Consider the following 15,688-nt stretch of genomic DNA (forward strand, 5'->3'; position numbering starts at 1 on the left):
GGCAGGGGGTCGCGACGGCGCTCCTTGATGACCAAAAGCTCCGGTTGGCTTCAACAAGTCAACACACATCAACCGTTTGGATAACTATGATGAGCCATGTTGCCGTCGGTGGCCTGCCTTGGTCGAGATCGTAATGGACGAATATCGATCGAGGTCCATCCGTAGCACAGGAAGAGATGCATCTCAGAACTGAACTCTTGGCGATGCCATCTGCGTACTCACAAGCTCTTCTTCCGGAGGACGAACGGGTTCTCATCTTTCCAGTCCCATGCACATCCGGGATGGGAATCGATCCGAGAAGAAGCTGCTCCAGCCAAACTCGGCAGCGGATGCAGGCCGGAATGTCTGGTATTGGCGATAGAGCTGTGTAGGTTGACGGCTTTTTGTGGCGCCAAGCGTCTAGACTGTAAGATCCGGATTGAACGCGGAAAAAGGAGGATTGATGTCGAAGAATCCATTGTGCGCGATCATAACAGGTTCTGCGTCAGGACTTGGAGCGGCGACCGCCGCCTTCTGGGCCAGAGGCGGGGCCCGCATCGTGGTGAATTATTCTAAGAGCCAGAAGGAAGCCGATGCCACCGCCGAGGCCTGCCGGAAGGCGGGCGCAGCCGAGGTGTTGGTTGTGCAGGGCGATGTCTCGCGCGATGACGATTGTCGTAAGATTGTCGCGGCCGCGGCCAGGTGGGGGCGGCTCGACGTTCTAGTCAACAATGCCGCTACGACGAAACATGTGCCGCATCACGATCTCGCTGGACTCTCGGCGGATGAGTTTCAACGCATCTATGCCGTCAATACGGTCGGTGCGTTCCAAATGATCCGTGCGGCGCGCCCGCTGCTCGAAGCTGGCGCTAAGGTTAGCAAGCGCTCGGCCGCAATTGTGAACGTCTCCTCGGTCGCAGCTATCAGCGGTCCCAGCTCATCGATCGCATACTCGGCAAGCAAGGGCGCGCTGAATGCAATGACACTGCCACTGGCACGGGCGCTAGCACCTTCTATTCGCGTCAACACAATTTGTCCCGACTATATTGACACGCCGTGGTTCACAAAAACGCGTGGCGAGAAGGCTGCCCGAGAGGTGCGCGATGCCGTCGGGGCGAGCTCACCCCTCAAGCTTGTGCCTACAGCAGAAGATGTAGCACATCTCGTCTGTTTCCTCGCTAGCCCAGAATCAAGCAGCATGACGGGAGAATGCGTGCGCATCGACTGCGGCTTGCATCTGACCACCTGAAGCTGTTGATGTTCCAATCTATCACGTCAGCCTGTCCACGCGTAGTCATCAACTTGCGCCAAGGGCGATTGCGATGAACCGCGCAATGTCGCACCATCAGGTCCAGGTATGCCAGATAGATAGCATGCCATCGGCAATGCCGTCATGACTCGTAATTCGTTTGGTTGAAAGCGATTGCCGCACAGGCGGCTGCGTCGCGCTGTGAACATAGGAGACCTCAGCCTCGTGGGAGTCCCTACGAGAATCAAGGTGAGCGGAAAGCCTCTCGGAAGGATCCCCGCACTCTGAGAAAAGTGACGTGAAATCTCTTAGGATGAGAGGCCGCCAGTTCTCAGACGATGTAGATAAGCGGGCCAGAGGAGGCAGCGTCTCCCAAAGGACTGCGCACATCTCAGGCCCTGCCTATTCGACTTGGTAGCTGCACATCCAGGTCGTGCAGACTAGTTTGCTTTGGCGAGGACCACGCGACGTTCTCGAGCATGTGGTCTCCGAGCGTTAAGTCGGTGTTTCTTCTAGACAGCTGGAACTTGCCTCCGTTCTCTTGAGCACGATCATGCGAACCGAACGTTGTGGGAATACTCCTAGCTACGGCGCGGTGTCGCTGCGATCGTCTCCGCGAGACCATGGGTACCAGCACAAAAGCCCCTGTATAGGGGCCCTCGAGACGCGCCATTGTAGGTCAAAGAGATAAATTCCGGGACCGCGATCTCTGCAGTTTCGGCGTCTCGGGTAGCATGGGAGCCGCCATGGGCGTGTTGTCGGATTTTCGTGTCCTCGAGATTGGGAGCTCAGCCGCAACCAGCTATTGTGGACGGTTGTTGGCGGATTTCGGCGCAGATGTGCAGAAACTTGAGCCCCCAGCAGGAGACCCCCTTCGCAATAGTGCGCCATTTACGCCCGGCGGTCATAGCGCGTGGTTCGCATTTCTGAATTTCAATAAGTCAAGCATCATCATTGATGCAAATGAGTTGGACGCGACAGAACGGTTGACCGCGTTGATCGAAGACTGCGACATTCTGGTGGATGGCCGAGATGTCGATCCTGCCGGTTGCCCCCCAATTGACGTGGTTGGCATCCGGCAGCGCTGCCCAGGTTTGATCTACCTCAGCGCGAGCTGGTTCGGCGGCAAAGGGCCTTATGCCGGCTACGCAGCAACCGATTCGACTGTCCGAGCGCTGGCAGGTCTTGTTAAGCTAGTCGGCCCGGCCGAAGGCCCGCCATCGCACGCGCCGGATTTCCAGACGGGCATTCTGGCCGGTCTCTGGGGCTTCATCGCCGCGGCTTCTTCGGCGTTTGCGCGAATGCAGCGCGGATCAGGGCGGTCGTGGTCGCTCAGTATCCTCGAATCAAGCGTCGCGCTTTGCGACTATGTCATGTTCGAGCAGGTTTTGACCGGCGACATGATGCGCCGGATTGGCAACAATCGCTTTTGGCCCACCTTTCCGGCCGGAATTTACGAAACCAAGAACGGTTTACTGGGGGTTACGACAGGTACGCCAGCGCAATGGCGAGCGTTTTGCGACATGCTCGGCCTCTCCGAATTGGGTGACGATTTGGGGCTGGCACACAGCGCTGATCGTCTGCGCCACGTGGAGCGGCTTGAACGACAATTTGTTCCACTCCTAAGAACGAGGACAGCGCAGGACTGGTTTGCGGAGGGACTGAAGCGGAAAATTCCCATCGTTCCGGTACCGGAAATAGCGGATCTGCTTGAGGACCCGGAGAAGAGAAAGCGGGGCGCAATCGTGCCGATCCTGTTTGGCCGAGAGGAGGCTCTTGCGCCCGGATCGATGCAACGCTTGACGTTGACGCCGCCCCGCCGAGGGGGAAGGGTGCCGGCTTGTGGCGAACAGCAGGATACACCTTCCTCCTGCAAGCGGTTGAGCCGCATGGCCTCGGCGCTGGTCGGTCCCAGCGGGTCCGACACGCTGCCTTTGCAGGGGATTCGTGTCATCGACTTCTCGATGGGGTGGGCGGGGCCACTGTGTACACGTATTCTGGCTGACCTCGGAGCGGACGTGATCAAGATCGAAGCCATCCAGTATCCGGACTGGTGGCGCGGCGTTGACCGAAGATCTGTTTATGTCGACGCGCACATGTACGAAAAGGCGCCGGTGTTCTGTGTGATGAATCGCAACAAGCGCGGTATCACACTCGACCTGACGCGGAGCGAAGGATGCGCTCTCGCCAAGCGGCTCTTGGCGGGAGCCGATATCGTTGTCGATAACTATTCGGTCGACGTATTGCCCAAGCTCGGGCTTGGCTATGACGTGCTTAGAACGCTCAACCCTCGGCTCGTCATGATGTCAATGTCTGGCTTCGGGGCCAACAGCGCTCATCGCAATTGCCGGGCTTACGGCTCTACGCTCGAACAGGGCTCTGGCTTGCCGAGGGTGGTGGGAAAGTCAGACGGCCCCCCAGTGATGAGCCACATCGCCTTTGGCGATGCCGTCGGGGGATTGAATGGCTGCGCTGCTGTTCTGGTTGCACTGGTTCACGCCCGTACAAATGGAGAAGGCCAGTTCATTGATCTTGCGCAGATCGAGTGCATGATGCCGTTCGCGGCGCCATGGATCATTGTCCAATCGACTAGTCGTAAGCCACCTCGAAAGTATGGCAATCGACATCCGCAATTCGTACCACATGGCTGCTTCCGATGTGCGGGTGAAGATAACTGGATCATGATCGCTGTGACCAGCGCAGATATGTGGCGGAACCTTGCCGTAGTCATTGGTCGACCTGACTGGGCCATAGACGCTTCACTGATGTCCGCGGAAGCGCGACGCGACATCGAAGATGTGATTGAGGCTAGCATCGAAGCATGGACGTCGACCCGCGATGCAGATCAGGCTATGGCTGAGTTGCAAGCAGCAAATGTAGCTGCCGGCGTTGCCCGCCTGCCGATTGACCTACTCAAAGATCGACATCTCCGCTCGCGCGCGTTTATGCAGGAAGTGGAACGCGCCTTCGTTGGGTTGCACCCGCAGCCCTCGATGCCAATTCGCGAAGGAGAAAGACCGTATCCGATCCGAGCAGCGGCGCCGACGCTCGGGGAACATAACAGAGAGATACTATCGGGACTTTTGGGACTGTCGGATGCCGAAATCGCGCAATTGACGAGCGCGGGAATCATCGGCACGAAAATGCTCTCCGAAGACGACCTCGCAAGAACAAAGAGAAAGCGCAGTGCATCAGGGTGATAAACCTGAATTTCGCCCAGGTTGGAAGAAGAAATCCAGGGGATCATAGAGCCACGTTCGAGCTGCCATGTCGAAGCCTGGAAGTGGAATGCCGGTCGGCTGATGATCAACTGAACCGCTCCGGGTTTGCCGGAGGCCGTTTGGTTTAAGTTATGCCGCCATGTCGGGTTGTTCCAGCATGGCGTAGCAGCGTTGCTCGGCTTCGGCCGGCGGTATGTTGCCGATGGGCTCCAGGAGCCTTCGGTTGTTGAACCAATCGACCATTCCAGGGTGGTGAACTCGACAGCCTCGAAGCTGCGCCATGGCCCACGCCGATGGATCACCTCGGCCTTGTAGAGGCCGTTGATGGTTTCGGCGAGAGCATTGTCATAGGAATCTCCAACGCTGCCGACGGAGGGCTCCACGCCTGCTTCAGCCAGGCGCTCGGTATATTTGATCGAGACGTATTGGGCGGATTCAAGCGGTCGTCGCAACACCAAGAAGTTGGAGGTTGCGATGAAAGTTGTAAGTCGACGTTCGCCGCGGTCAGGACGGGCGCCATCGCCATCGCCAGGCCGGCCGTCTGCGACGGGACGCGATGAACAGAATAGATTTTGGAAGGCGATTGCCACAGGGCAGAGCAGCGAAGATGCTGCGCTTGAGGCCGGACTATCGCAACCTGTCGGAAGCAGATTGTTCCGAAAGGCAGGCGGCATGCCACCAGCGATGTTTAGATCTTCGGGCAAGCCTCTCTCCGGGCGCTACCTTTCATTGGCTGAACGTGAGGAAATCGCGCGAGAGGGACGGCTGCGCTCAATGGCAAAACGGACGCTGAATCCATGCGGCCGAGCAGGCAGATCATCGCGGCGCTTCCGTCCAATGCCTCTGCAAGCCGTTCTACAGTGGCAACACTCACAATCTCGCCGCCTGCGATACGGATTGCCTGTTCATAGGAGAACCGTTGGTCAGAGGGGATCAATTCCTTGTTGGGTAGCACCGATGTTTCCGGCAATCGCAACATCAATTCAGGATTGTTTCCGGCGATGCACGCCGCTGTGGCTAGCGCCAGTGTCGCCGCAGTGCCGGCGGTAATCACACCCCATTCGGCGCCCGTGAGTTCAGCGAGCCGTCGACCTGCAGCCTCAGCCAATTCAACCATATCGACGAAAGCCTCTGCAGCCGCGTGACTTCTTCACTCGGATTGCTTGCTCCAAATAATGTGCGCACACCGGTGCATTGAATGAACGGCTCGACGCCGATTTCCCGAAAGATCCAGCCTCGCTCGTGCTCTCGTTGACGCAGATCGGGTCGCTGCAAGAGTTCAGGCCGGATGGTCATGCCAGCCACCTCGATGCAGGTACGATGAACGCCCCGACAATAAGTATCTCACGACCAAGTACGTGATGCCGAGCTGTTTCGGAGCTCAGAGAGGTACAACGTTCAGGCAAGCGGCTACGGACCCGAATATAGCAGGTCGTCCGGCCAGGAACCCTACCAGCTGCTCGGATCATGCCCGCCTACACGTGGCTCGACAATCTGCCCATGACTAAGGCGGCCGAAGACACCACGACGAAGATGCTGATTGCCGCATACATTGCCGGGCTGGGTGACGGCACGCGAATAGACGCCACGTGGGCGGCGGCAAGCAGCAGGAAACAGACGTTGACGAACCACTCAAATAGTTCGGCTCCAATGAACGGTTGTAAAAGGAACAAGAGAGCCAGTAGCGGCACGTCGTACGACAAAGGCACACCCAAGAAGCGCCCGTCGGATGATCGGCCGAAATTTGCAAAATAGCTAAGCCTGATGGCCCCCGCCACGAGCAGAGCAGTGGCCGTCGCAAGGGAAAGAATGGAGGCGTGGCTGAGCTGAATCACAATTGCCGTGGGCAAGACGGCTCCATAGATAATGTCCCCGAACCCGTCCAGGCTCTTGCCCATTTTTGCAGCGTCCGGGTCACGGTTCGGCGTCCGGTTGGCCACGATTCCGTCGATGTGATCTGCCAGGACAGCCCAAAGAGCCACTGCCACTGATAGCTCAAGCTCTCCGGATAGAGCGAGGAATAGACTAGCGGAAGAAAAACAAGCCCCACGCAGTGATGGCATTTGCGGGATCCAAAAGGTATCTTAGCATTGGCACCTCACTGATCCCGTTGGTCATACGATTGGCGAGCGGCATGCGCTCGTGAGAAAATGCGCTCTGCGAGATGCAGATCTTCGGCGGTATCGATTTCGCACCACCTGAGACCATCGCATCGCGCGGCTGCAAGCTGCAGGCCACGCCTCTCCACCAAATAGCCAAGAAGCTCCTCGGTGTAGGCCTGCCTGGCTCCGGACCCGATAACATCGTCCAGTGCTGGAACGATCGTTGCCTTGAGGGTCGAGCCTGAAAATCGTAGCAGGTTCATAGTTTTGAAAAGCTGCGGGCCGGCTGTGATGATGTTGGCCGCCGTTTGCTTCATGCGGAAAGCTGTGATGAAGCCGTCATCAGACAAAAGAGCTGCAGACCCTTCCATCGATTTTTCGAAGGGAGCTACTGCTGCCACATCGCTCGCTGGACCGCTCAGGCGGCGCAATGCATCTTGCTCGAAGAAAACGTCTCCCTCGAGGAGGAGGCAGTCTCCCGAAAGCAGTACCTCACGCGCCAACCACAGGGAATAAGCGCTCCCGGTGCGATCGAAAACCGTCGATTCGACATAGTTGATCTCAACCCCGCCGAAGCGGCTGCCGCAGGCATACTGGATGGCGTCCTTGCGGTAGCCCACGACAACCGTCACCTCACCGACGCCGATGGCCTCCAGATTCCGCAGGGCGTTGTGCAGGATCGGCATGCCGTTAACCTCGACCAGTGGTTTTGGCCGCAGATCCGTCAGCGGCCGCAGGCGCGAGCCGAGGCCGGCTGCAAGCACGATAGCGCGGCAAGGAACTTCAGCCATAGTGCTAACCTTCCGCAACGCTAAGCATGCCGAACCCACCAGGACTTCAATGCCACGTGTTTAGAGTTGCGGACAAACGCCGCAAGCCCTTGTCGAGCGAGCCAAGGTCAATTCCATAGGAGAGCCGGACCCCGTCTGAATCGCCAAAGATCGTGCCCGAAGCTGCCGCGACACCAGCGTCCATCAGCAATACGTCAACGACGTCATCGGCGTTGAATTCGGGGCCTGGTCCCTTGGTGCTTTGCCGCCACCCTTTGATATCTAGATAGAAGTGGAATCCGCCTTGAGCTGCAGGTTGCGGGATCGACTTCAGGGTCGAAAGAACCGAGAGCCCAAGCGTTCGCGCCTCGCTGACCTGACGTTGAAGTTTTTGTTGGAAGACGTCATCACCCGAATCCAAATGATGGAGCAGTGCATGTTGGGAAAGAACATCTGGGTTGCAGGCCGTATCGCGTTGTAGCGCCAGCGCGGCGCTTATAACGCATTTGGGGCCGGCGAGATAACCAATCTGCCAGCCGCTCAGGGCGAGGGATTTGGAGAACGAATTAACGATTAGCGTGCGACGACGCGCCGCAGGAGCGACCGACACAATCGGATGATGGGTGTGTGGAGCATGGGCGAAAGCCCCATAGCATTCATCGAACACAATCCAGAGATCCCGCTCAGCCGCAAGCTGCGCAATTTCAGTAAGAGTTTCGCGGTCGTAAATCGTGCCTGTCGGATTGTTCGGGGTGTTGACAACGATCGCTTTAGTCCTTGACGTAACTGCCGCAGCGAGATCTGAAGGCTTCGGCACGTAATTGTTGTCCCTGGTCTCGATGAAAATCGGAACTCCGCCTGCCAAGAGAACCTGCGCGGGGAAAGAAGTCCAATGCGGAACGGGGATGAGCACCTCATCTTTCGGATTCAGAAGCACCATAGCTGCGCTGAAGAGAGCGTGGCTGGAGCCGTTCGTAACTGCGACTTCATCCATTGACCAGGGTTGACCAGTCTCGGAGGAAATTCTGCGAGCGATCGCCTCTCGGAGCTCCGTCGGGGCGCCTGTCTCAGTGTCGCGGTTGATACTGCGATTGATCGCGATGATGGTGCCCTCGCGCACCATCGGCGGTAGATCACTCCGGATCTCTTCAGCGGTCAGATCGATGATCTGCTCGGCGCTCAAGATAGCCGCTTTGGCCGCGGTCCATGCCGCAGCTCTGTCCGAGTGTTTGAACAGGGCTGTTCGCTCCGCCAGCATGTGCGCTCTCCTTTAACCCGGCATGTCACGATTGGCGCTGCGAGGCGAACCTTTCATGTCAGCCCCCTACAAAATCGATGCCGCCGTCTGAATGAAAAGCCCCGCATCGCTGCCCAGGCAGATATCGAGCTTCCGCTCGTGCCAATTCGTCATATCTTAGCAATTCAAAGACCTCATCAAGGGTCGCGATACCAGGCTCAATGCTCGCAGTGTTTTCCTCGGTCATAATACGACGACAGACTTGCCCCATTGCTGCCATTGCCGCTCGCATCGAGTGATTGGCCCAGATCACTGTGGAGATGCGAGCTTCGCGATACACAGAGGCTGGTGTTCGATAATATTTCGTGGGAACGATCACGAGAGGCAACTTGTTCTGCCAAGCGCGTGCGAACGCAACGATCTCATCTGCGGCATTCCTTCGCGAGTGAATGAGGATCGCGTCGGCTCCGGCGTCCGCGTAAGCGTGAGCGCGCATAATGGCCTGGTCCATCCCTTTACCACCAATCAGTGCCTCGATGCGGGCCACAAGAACGAAGTCTTCGGCCAATGCATCCTTCACCGCGCGCAGACGGCCGGAGAATTCGTTGACTTCGGCGAGCGGATGTCGATCGCCAACAAACGAATTCATCTTGGGAAAGCAGCTGTCCTCCAGCGCGACACCGGCTGCACCCCGTTGATGGAGTTTGCGTGCCAGCAGACGAGCATTGTTGAAGTTACCGAAGCCTCCATCACCGTCGACGAGGACAGGCAGTCGGCTCGAGTCCACGATCCGCTCGACTACGTCGGCGAGTTGGCTCCAGGACGCTTCGTTCGCGTCACGGTAACCGAGCGAGCACGCGATCGACAGACCAGATGCCCAGAGCCCTTTGAAGCCCGCGCGCTCGGCGATCGCGGCGGAGAGGCCGTCATGTGCTTCCATAAGGAACGAGAGTTGGCTGCTGGAGCAGACCTCGGCCCGCAACATTTCTGCAACTGAAGAATCAGCGGAATGATCTGGACGATTGGCGAGAACTGATTGGGATTGATCTTGCATGCCAAATTCCTCGCTTGATCGGCCGACGTTCGTGCAGTGAAGATGACATCCATCTGTCATGTGAATCAATTGCGAGGTTTGGTAGTTGACTGGACCCTAGATCGTTGCGTCAAATCCGCAGGAACTTGGCTGAGACGGAGGGGGCATGTTCCGCCGCTGCATGTGTGCGCAATAGTGTCACTTGCGCGTCCTGGACCAATGCTTTGCCGCGGCGCCTGCCACGATGGTCTTGCTGGTTACACATTCGGATACGCAGCATCAAATCCAATCCAGGCCGCCCTTCGCTGGTGACCAGATGTGTGCTTCGGTGTCATCCGTGAGCGGGCGTGTTAAAGCCATCATCCGTCGATCGGGCGGTTATCGAGGCACAAGGGCGCCCATCACGAGCTGGAAGCAGTGATCAAGAATCGTCGCAGGCGTCGCTGGCGCCTGGTCGACTAGCATTCCGTCCCAGTTTACGCTTCGGCATAACCGATTAACCTCGGACTGAGGCTTAGGGGAGCCATACCAGTCCGGAGCTCGGTTGGGCGGAAACGAAAGCAAGAATGCCCAGTGTCGGTTCGCGGACAGTTGGGGATCGCCTGGTGCGCGAGGCACGGCCAATGCCTCATTTCCTCGTATTCGCGCACCACCAGCCTGTTGGTAGGGCACGCCGAAGTAATCGAGATCGCCCGCACCGAATTGCCGAGAAGGAAGAGTGACAGTTCCGAAGCCGAGGTGGGTCCTTTTCAAATCGCTAAAGTTGATTGTTCCATCGCCAAAACGCATCAATCTTGAACGGTTGTGGCTGTGCAGCCATAAATCGTCACGACCGCGCAGTTTCTTTTGCACGTGCATTCGGAACATGCGGGGAAATAGTACTATGTCAGGTGCCGACTGAAGATCAGAGAGCGCATAATACGAAGTCAAGCAGGCAGAAGCGGCCGACATAGCGTGGGAGTGGCTACGCCGCGACCACGAGTATCAAAAAGACTTCAGGACTCTGCACAGGAGCAAACGGTCCAGCACGACGGACCACTTCCGGCGTAACTGGGGACTGACGTTTTCCGGCTGATCCGGAAAAGACTTTCGAAAAACAGGCTGTTTTCTGGTCGCCTGAGGCGCCGTCGAGCGTGCTGATCGTCCGCACGGCGGTCGGCTCGATGGTGTCTAAGCCGTGTGACCTTGATTTCGCCGACCTGACAGGCAGCGAGTCGCGTGAAGCACCGGCCGGATGGCATGCTGTCGTGCCACTCGGTGGAGCGAAGCATCGGCTTTGGCTAACAGAACTCCCGCCGAGTGGAACAATGATCGTGTTCGACTTGCCGCTCGACCGCAACTTCGCCATCCGTCTACAAGCTGCACATCGTTTCTGGTTGGCACTCGAACAGCGTTCCGTTGGATCGTGTTCTCTTGCTCGATCAATCGGAACGCGACACCGGCACATTCTCGCTGTGCGAGCAGTGGATGGGTGGCTTGAAGGCAACAGCTATCGCAACATCGCGGAAGGGCGTTTTGGTAAGGCTCGCATTCCCGACCGAGGCGGGAAAACACACAATCTGCGCAGCCGGTTCATTCGCCTGTAAGATCGGGCTGCGCCTCATGCGGGGCGGTTATCGTGAGTTGCTCCGGTACAGGAGCAAAGACAAGCACACGAATCCTGAGCGCTAGTCAAATCACGCGTGTACGTCGGTTCAATTGAATCAAAGTTGAAGAGCTCTCGGCATCAATAGTAAGTCGGATCGTAAAACATGAGCTGACAGCTAAGTGATCAATGCTGCCCGTCGGCCTGCCGTACCATGAGGCTCATGTCGTGAAGCTGTTCGCGTCGGCGGCTACAGGCTATGGAAGAAGGTCAAAAGCCGTGGCAGTTGATCGCCGAAAGATCAGCGATTGGGTTGTTTGCGTTCGGTGCGAATAGGTGCTGATGCAGAAGGCGAGACCACGCCGGCCAGGCGCCCGTGCAGACTGCCGCGCGGCGATAGATCAACGTTCATCGCTCGACAAATGATGTGCTTCTGTCATTTCGATCAATTGCCCGAAATGGTAGGTGACACTAAGAGAAAAGCGGGATCTCCGGGTCGGGAGTTGAGCCGGCGAAGCCGATCTGCGCTTTAGCTCAACACCGTGGTGATGTGCGGAAGGGTTCGAGAGCAAAGCATCGGGGCCGTCCTGAAAGCTCTTCTGATAATACTATACGAGTTCGCCCGTAGCGGAGCGCATGACGCCGCGGAGCGTCCTACTGTTCGGGCTGTGGCGTCCGAAAATCGAGTTCAATTGCACGCGTTACCTCGATGATGCACTCCGGATGGCCGCCGTTCTCGAAGAGAGCATATCTCAGAGCTTGGGTGCGGCTGATAAAGAAGCCGCCAAACGCGCCCCGTCGTTCGCAGGCGACCCAGTTACCGGCCCGATCTCGGCCAACGAGAACAATCCGTGGGGCGGAGTCACGCGAACGGGGCTCACCAGGCGACTTATACTGCGCATGATGGAATGACATCAAGGATCATCTTCGTGGCGGCCGCATAGGCTAATGCGGTTAGGTCGTGCCAAGCACAGCTGGTGTAGGGTACCTGAATTGCGAACCGGGTTCTCCTATCAGTTCTAGCAATGGGAGAGTCGCGGTAATGCGTAGCCATAGCGTGCTGACGGTCAAAAGCGGCGCATGGCCGATTTTTGGTCCGCAGGATGTTGGTGTCGCAACGGCGGACGTGGCGATTGATGCGAAAAACTTCGCTTTGTCCCGGTCTCCTCTCCTCTAGCCGTTTCGCCGGTCTCTATTGATTGACTAAAGAGATCCTTCCTCGAATGCGGCGAAATACTGGTGTTGCGTTGTGGAAATCGTCCGCCGTGGGTGCTGCCTTCGTTGCACTGCGCGCCCCCCTGGAAGGACACCTTAAACGCGGACAGGATCATCGATTTTCCGGCTTCGGCTGGCGCCAGCTAGGTGCATAAGCCGAATGAGACCCCGGACTCAGGTCCTTCCTAGAACGTCCGTCCTCAAGAAGGGCCCGTCCCCGCTTTGGATCGCGCCGCCGATACGATCAGCCCTGTCGGCTGAGCGTCGATACGGCGATCATATCGACTGCTGCGACAGAACTGCGCCTTAATTCCATCAGTGGCAATTCGCCGAGCTCGCCGAATTGAAGCAGCAGAGCCCGGAGCTTCGAATCCTGATTTCGCTGGGCGGTTGGAGCAGATCGGACTGTTTCTCGGCGCCGCTGCCATACCAGGCGCGCACGCGGTTCGCACAGTCAGTCCTTGAGACGTTCTTTCGGCGACCATCCGCAAAGGCAGCCATTTGGATGGCCATCAAACCACTGATTATAAGCTACCTATAAGCATCATCGAATTGGAGGGTTCGATCGCATTATTCGATGCGTGTCACCGAACGGTTGTTCCCCGACGCTACTTGGGCGGGCCACAAAGGCTGGCAAGGAGAGAGGCAATGACGTTCGGGCGTAAGTATTCTCATTCTAACTACAGGACTGCGTTAGGTATTCTCAGCTTTGCCGCAGGATTGGCGGAGTGGAGCGGCACACAAGCGGCGGACCTGCCGCTGAGGGACAAAACGGTCGCGTACGTGAAGGTCTGCTCGTTATATGGCGCTGGCTTCTATTACATTCCAGGCACGGACACCTGCGTCAAACTCGGCGGTTACCTGCGCACTGACTTGGTCGTGAATAGCAACAGTGATTTCGATCCGGCTTACAATGGAGTGGCGGGCGCCCGAACGCGCCTCAGTAATGCCTATACGTCGCGCTCCCGCGGAGATCTGAATATCGATACACGAACGGCGACCGAATATGGCACGCTTCGCACTTTCTTCGAGACAGGGCTAACCTGGACGGATGGAACCTACAGCGGCGCCGGAACGGGTGCGACCGTTTACGCGTCGATCGGCGGTGTTCAGGGGCCAAACAACGCCAGCCCAGGTGGCATCGCCGCCGGTACCCTCGGCGTCTACTCAGCCTTCATTCAGTTCGCCGGGTTCACCGTGGGAAAGGCGATCTCGCAGTTCTCGGTGCCTTGGACGAACTATCCCGCGAACAATTACGATGATCTGCCAGGCGGCACCGGATGGGTCACAGGCGTCAACCAGTTCACTTATACAGCAGATTTCGGCCAAGGCATTACCGCGTCTTTCTCGGCTCAGGATCAAGTCGCTCATGCCACAACTAGCGTCTGGAACGTGACCGCTGCGACCTCAGCTGGGCTCGCGACGGGTGCGTATGGTGGCAACGACATCGGCGGTGCGGCCGCCCCAGACTTCATTGCCATGCTGCGCGTGGATCAGGCCTGGGGACTGTTCCAGGCGTCCGTTGCGGCACATGACAACCATGCTGCTTACAACGGTGCCGACGAAACGACCGGCCATCCCGCTGACAAATGGGGGTGGGCCGCTCAGTTGGCCCTCTCGATCAAGAACATCCCGACCGGGCCAGGTGACACAATCAACATGTCTGGCGTGTATACTAAGGGTGCGAGCCGCTACGACTTCAACGAGAATATGGCGACCACCTACGCGATGTACGGCGGCACAGCTATGGCCGGCGCCTATCAAAGCCTGGGTCTTGCCGGTCTGTCTGATTCTGTCTTTGTGGCCGGCACTAAACATGAGTTGACCACGACTTACGGCTTCCGAGCTGGTTACACCCACAATTGGAATGCATATTGGAATACCGGGATCTATGGCGGCTGGGCAGCTGTTCGATACAACCATACGGCCAAAGCCTATATCTGCGGAGCCTTTGTTGCAGGCCTCTCGCTATCCAGCGGCCTTGCGGGCTGTAACCCGGATTTCAACTACGGAGCCCTTGGCCTCATCACACGCTGGACGCCGATCAAGAATTTAACCTTCTCGGCCGACCTAGCTTACACGATGCTCGATCAGAAGTACGCGACCGGCAGTGTGGTAACACTGCCGCTGCAATCAACCATCGCCAAGCCGATCGCTCTATACGAGCTGAAGGATCAGGGCACACTGACCTTGCTGCTCCGGGCGCAGCGCAACTGGTGATGTTCTGTGGAGCGTCGCCTTTCGGGGAGGGCAGAGATGCTCGGTAAATCCAAAGCGCACGGCATATGAAGGTCTGTGTTGGTGAGCAGAATCCGATCGGCTCCCGGCCAAACGGAGCTTTTTCGGGGGTTGCTCACCGGCCGTGAGAGCCGACACCACGTGACGGTTCATCCTTGGGCATAGACAGCGGGGACAGGCGCTCGCCTCTCGCCAGACACAGGTCTAGGTGTTGAGTCCTGGCATTTTCTGGAGCGGATTGAGTTTGAATCATTCTGGCTGGGAATTCCAGGATTTGCAGATGTATTCGTAAGGCGTGAGGCCCTTCAGGGTCTTTAGCCTCCGCGCGTAGTTGTAGGCGTTGATGAAACGATAATCGCCTCCTCCTCAATGGAAAGGACAGTCGACTTGGCTTCCTTGGGGCCCGTCGTTAGATCGGTGACAGTCCCGCGCTGCTTCGATTTCGCGACAGTCTTCTGGTTGATCCCCTAGCGCTTGGCGAGGGCTCTCAGGCTCTCTTGACTATTTTGTATTGCTCGACGGACTGCCTCCGTCGTGGTGGTGCAGCCGTGTAAAACTTGTCCCATAGCGCTTCCTAAGCTCGATTCGTGACAGCGCCGTTGATGGACACCATGGGGGCGGTCCGCTCCTCGACTTGCTTGCACTGACCGAGCAAGAGAACCTCGAGAAGGCTGGACCCGTAGCATTCCACTTCTATGAGCCGTGTTCGTCATACGCGCCAGTCCTTGCGGCTCCCCAAATCGGCTTTCCAGATTTAATGACTTGCGCGAGCCCCATGACCGATGGGCCTGCACAAATGCGAAGGACTGATAGCCGAGATCAATCGCCTTATAGGGGCAGAACGAGCGACGTCGACCATCCTTGCTATTTGAGTTCGCGGTTCGCTGATGTCCCGGTTTTGCTTCCATCCCTGTAGGTCGGCGCATGCGCTAGCGTTGGCCCCGCGGATCGGCCTCGATCTTGGAGCGGCGGTGGAGAGCGATGGGAGGAGCGTCGTTCGCTTTGGCAACAGGATCTCACCTGCCAAAACTCTGCGGTTGCCAGCCTCGACCCTGATTA

Annotated in this window: 9 protein-coding genes and 6 pseudogenes; 7 read left to right on the plus strand and 8 right to left on the minus strand. The window is 57.7% G+C overall.

What is annotated here, in order from left to right:
• Nucleotides 1-442: 442 nt before the first annotated feature.
• Both AB7008_RS09685 and AB7008_RS09690 read left to right on the plus strand, forming a co-directional pair.
• Complete coding sequence (locus AB7008_RS09685) at nucleotides 443-1,228, plus strand: SDR family NAD(P)-dependent oxidoreductase (protein WP_370115749.1); 786 nt, start codon at nucleotides 443-445, stop codon at nucleotides 1,226-1,228.
• A 746-nt stretch (nucleotides 1,229-1,974) separates the two neighbouring features.
• Nucleotides 1,975-4,428: a CoA transferase gene (locus tag AB7008_RS09690; protein ID WP_441258780.1), complete on the plus strand. Its 2,454-nt coding sequence runs from the start codon at nucleotides 1,975-1,977 to the stop codon at nucleotides 4,426-4,428.
• Between the two features lie 150 nt (nucleotides 4,429-4,578).
• Here the strand turns inward: AB7008_RS09690 and AB7008_RS09695 are convergent.
• Nucleotides 4,579-4,880, minus strand: a pseudogene (locus AB7008_RS09695) (integrase core domain-containing protein); the annotation flags it as partial.
• A 43-nt stretch (nucleotides 4,881-4,923) separates the two neighbouring features.
• On the opposite strand from AB7008_RS09695, the pseudogene AB7008_RS09700 reads away from it, so the two are divergent.
• Nucleotides 4,924-5,271: pseudogene (locus AB7008_RS09700) on the plus strand (IS30 family transposase); the annotation flags it as partial.
• 228 nt (nucleotides 5,272-5,499) lie between these two features.
• On the opposite strand, the gene AB7008_RS09705 reads toward AB7008_RS09700, so the two are convergent.
• The 5 genes from AB7008_RS09705 to aepX form a co-directional block, all read right to left on the minus strand.
• Nucleotides 5,500-5,745: a hypothetical protein gene (locus AB7008_RS09705; RefSeq protein ID WP_441258781.1), complete on the minus strand. Its 246-nt coding sequence runs from the start codon at nucleotides 5,743-5,745 to the stop codon at nucleotides 5,500-5,502.
• A 179-nt stretch (nucleotides 5,746-5,924) separates the two neighbouring features.
• A complete protein-coding gene (locus AB7008_RS09710; RefSeq protein WP_370115743.1) occupies nucleotides 5,925-6,437 on the minus strand; it encodes a hypothetical protein in 513 nt (170 codons plus the stop codon).
• 110 nt (nucleotides 6,438-6,547) lie between these two features.
• Complete coding sequence (locus AB7008_RS09715) at nucleotides 6,548-7,342, minus strand: phosphocholine cytidylyltransferase family protein (protein ID WP_441258782.1); 795 nt, start codon at nucleotides 7,340-7,342, stop codon at nucleotides 6,548-6,550.
• Between the two features lie 46 nt (nucleotides 7,343-7,388).
• Nucleotides 7,389-8,579 carry a pyridoxal phosphate-dependent aminotransferase gene (locus AB7008_RS09720; RefSeq protein ID WP_370115740.1) on the minus strand — a complete coding sequence of 397 codons (1,191 nt, stop codon included), beginning with the start codon at nucleotides 8,577-8,579 and terminating at the stop codon, nucleotides 7,389-7,391.
• Between the two features lie 58 nt (nucleotides 8,580-8,637).
• Complete coding sequence (gene aepX / locus AB7008_RS09725; protein ID WP_370123673.1) at nucleotides 8,638-9,543, minus strand: phosphoenolpyruvate mutase; 906 nt, start codon at nucleotides 9,541-9,543, stop codon at nucleotides 8,638-8,640.
• Between the two features lie 985 nt (nucleotides 9,544-10,528).
• On the opposite strand from aepX, the pseudogene AB7008_RS09730 reads away from it, so the two are divergent.
• The 4 genes and pseudogenes from AB7008_RS09730 to AB7008_RS09745 all read left to right on the plus strand — a co-directional run.
• A pseudogene (locus AB7008_RS09730) lies at nucleotides 10,529-10,666 on the plus strand (transcriptional regulator domain-containing protein); the annotation flags it as partial.
• Between the two features lie 58 nt (nucleotides 10,667-10,724).
• Complete coding sequence (locus tag AB7008_RS09735) at nucleotides 10,725-11,177, plus strand: DUF2285 domain-containing protein (RefSeq protein WP_441258783.1); 453 nt, start codon at nucleotides 10,725-10,727, stop codon at nucleotides 11,175-11,177.
• A gap of 1,548 nt (nucleotides 11,178-12,725) precedes the next feature.
• Nucleotides 12,726-12,932: pseudogene (locus AB7008_RS09740) on the plus strand (hypothetical protein); the annotation flags it as partial.
• Between the two features lie 107 nt (nucleotides 12,933-13,039).
• Nucleotides 13,040-14,611, plus strand: coding sequence for a porin (locus AB7008_RS09745; RefSeq protein ID WP_370115734.1), 1,572 nt, complete (start codon nucleotides 13,040-13,042; stop codon nucleotides 14,609-14,611).
• 267 nt (nucleotides 14,612-14,878) lie between these two features.
• Here the strand turns inward: AB7008_RS09745 and AB7008_RS09750 are convergent.
• Together AB7008_RS09750 and AB7008_RS09755 are read right to left on the minus strand one after the other, a co-directional pair.
• Nucleotides 14,879-14,977 (minus strand): annotated as a pseudogene (locus AB7008_RS09750) (IS3 family transposase); the annotation flags it as partial.
• Nucleotides 14,974-15,195: pseudogene (locus AB7008_RS09755) on the minus strand (IS481 family transposase); the annotation flags it as partial. The pseudogenes AB7008_RS09750 and AB7008_RS09755, both read right to left, overlap by 4 nt.
• Nucleotides 15,196-15,688 lie beyond the last annotated feature (493 nt).

The organism is Bradyrhizobium sp. 521_C7_N1_3 (assembly GCF_052075975.1).
Taxonomy (GTDB): Bacteria; Pseudomonadota; Alphaproteobacteria; order Rhizobiales; family Xanthobacteraceae; genus Bradyrhizobium; species Bradyrhizobium japonicum.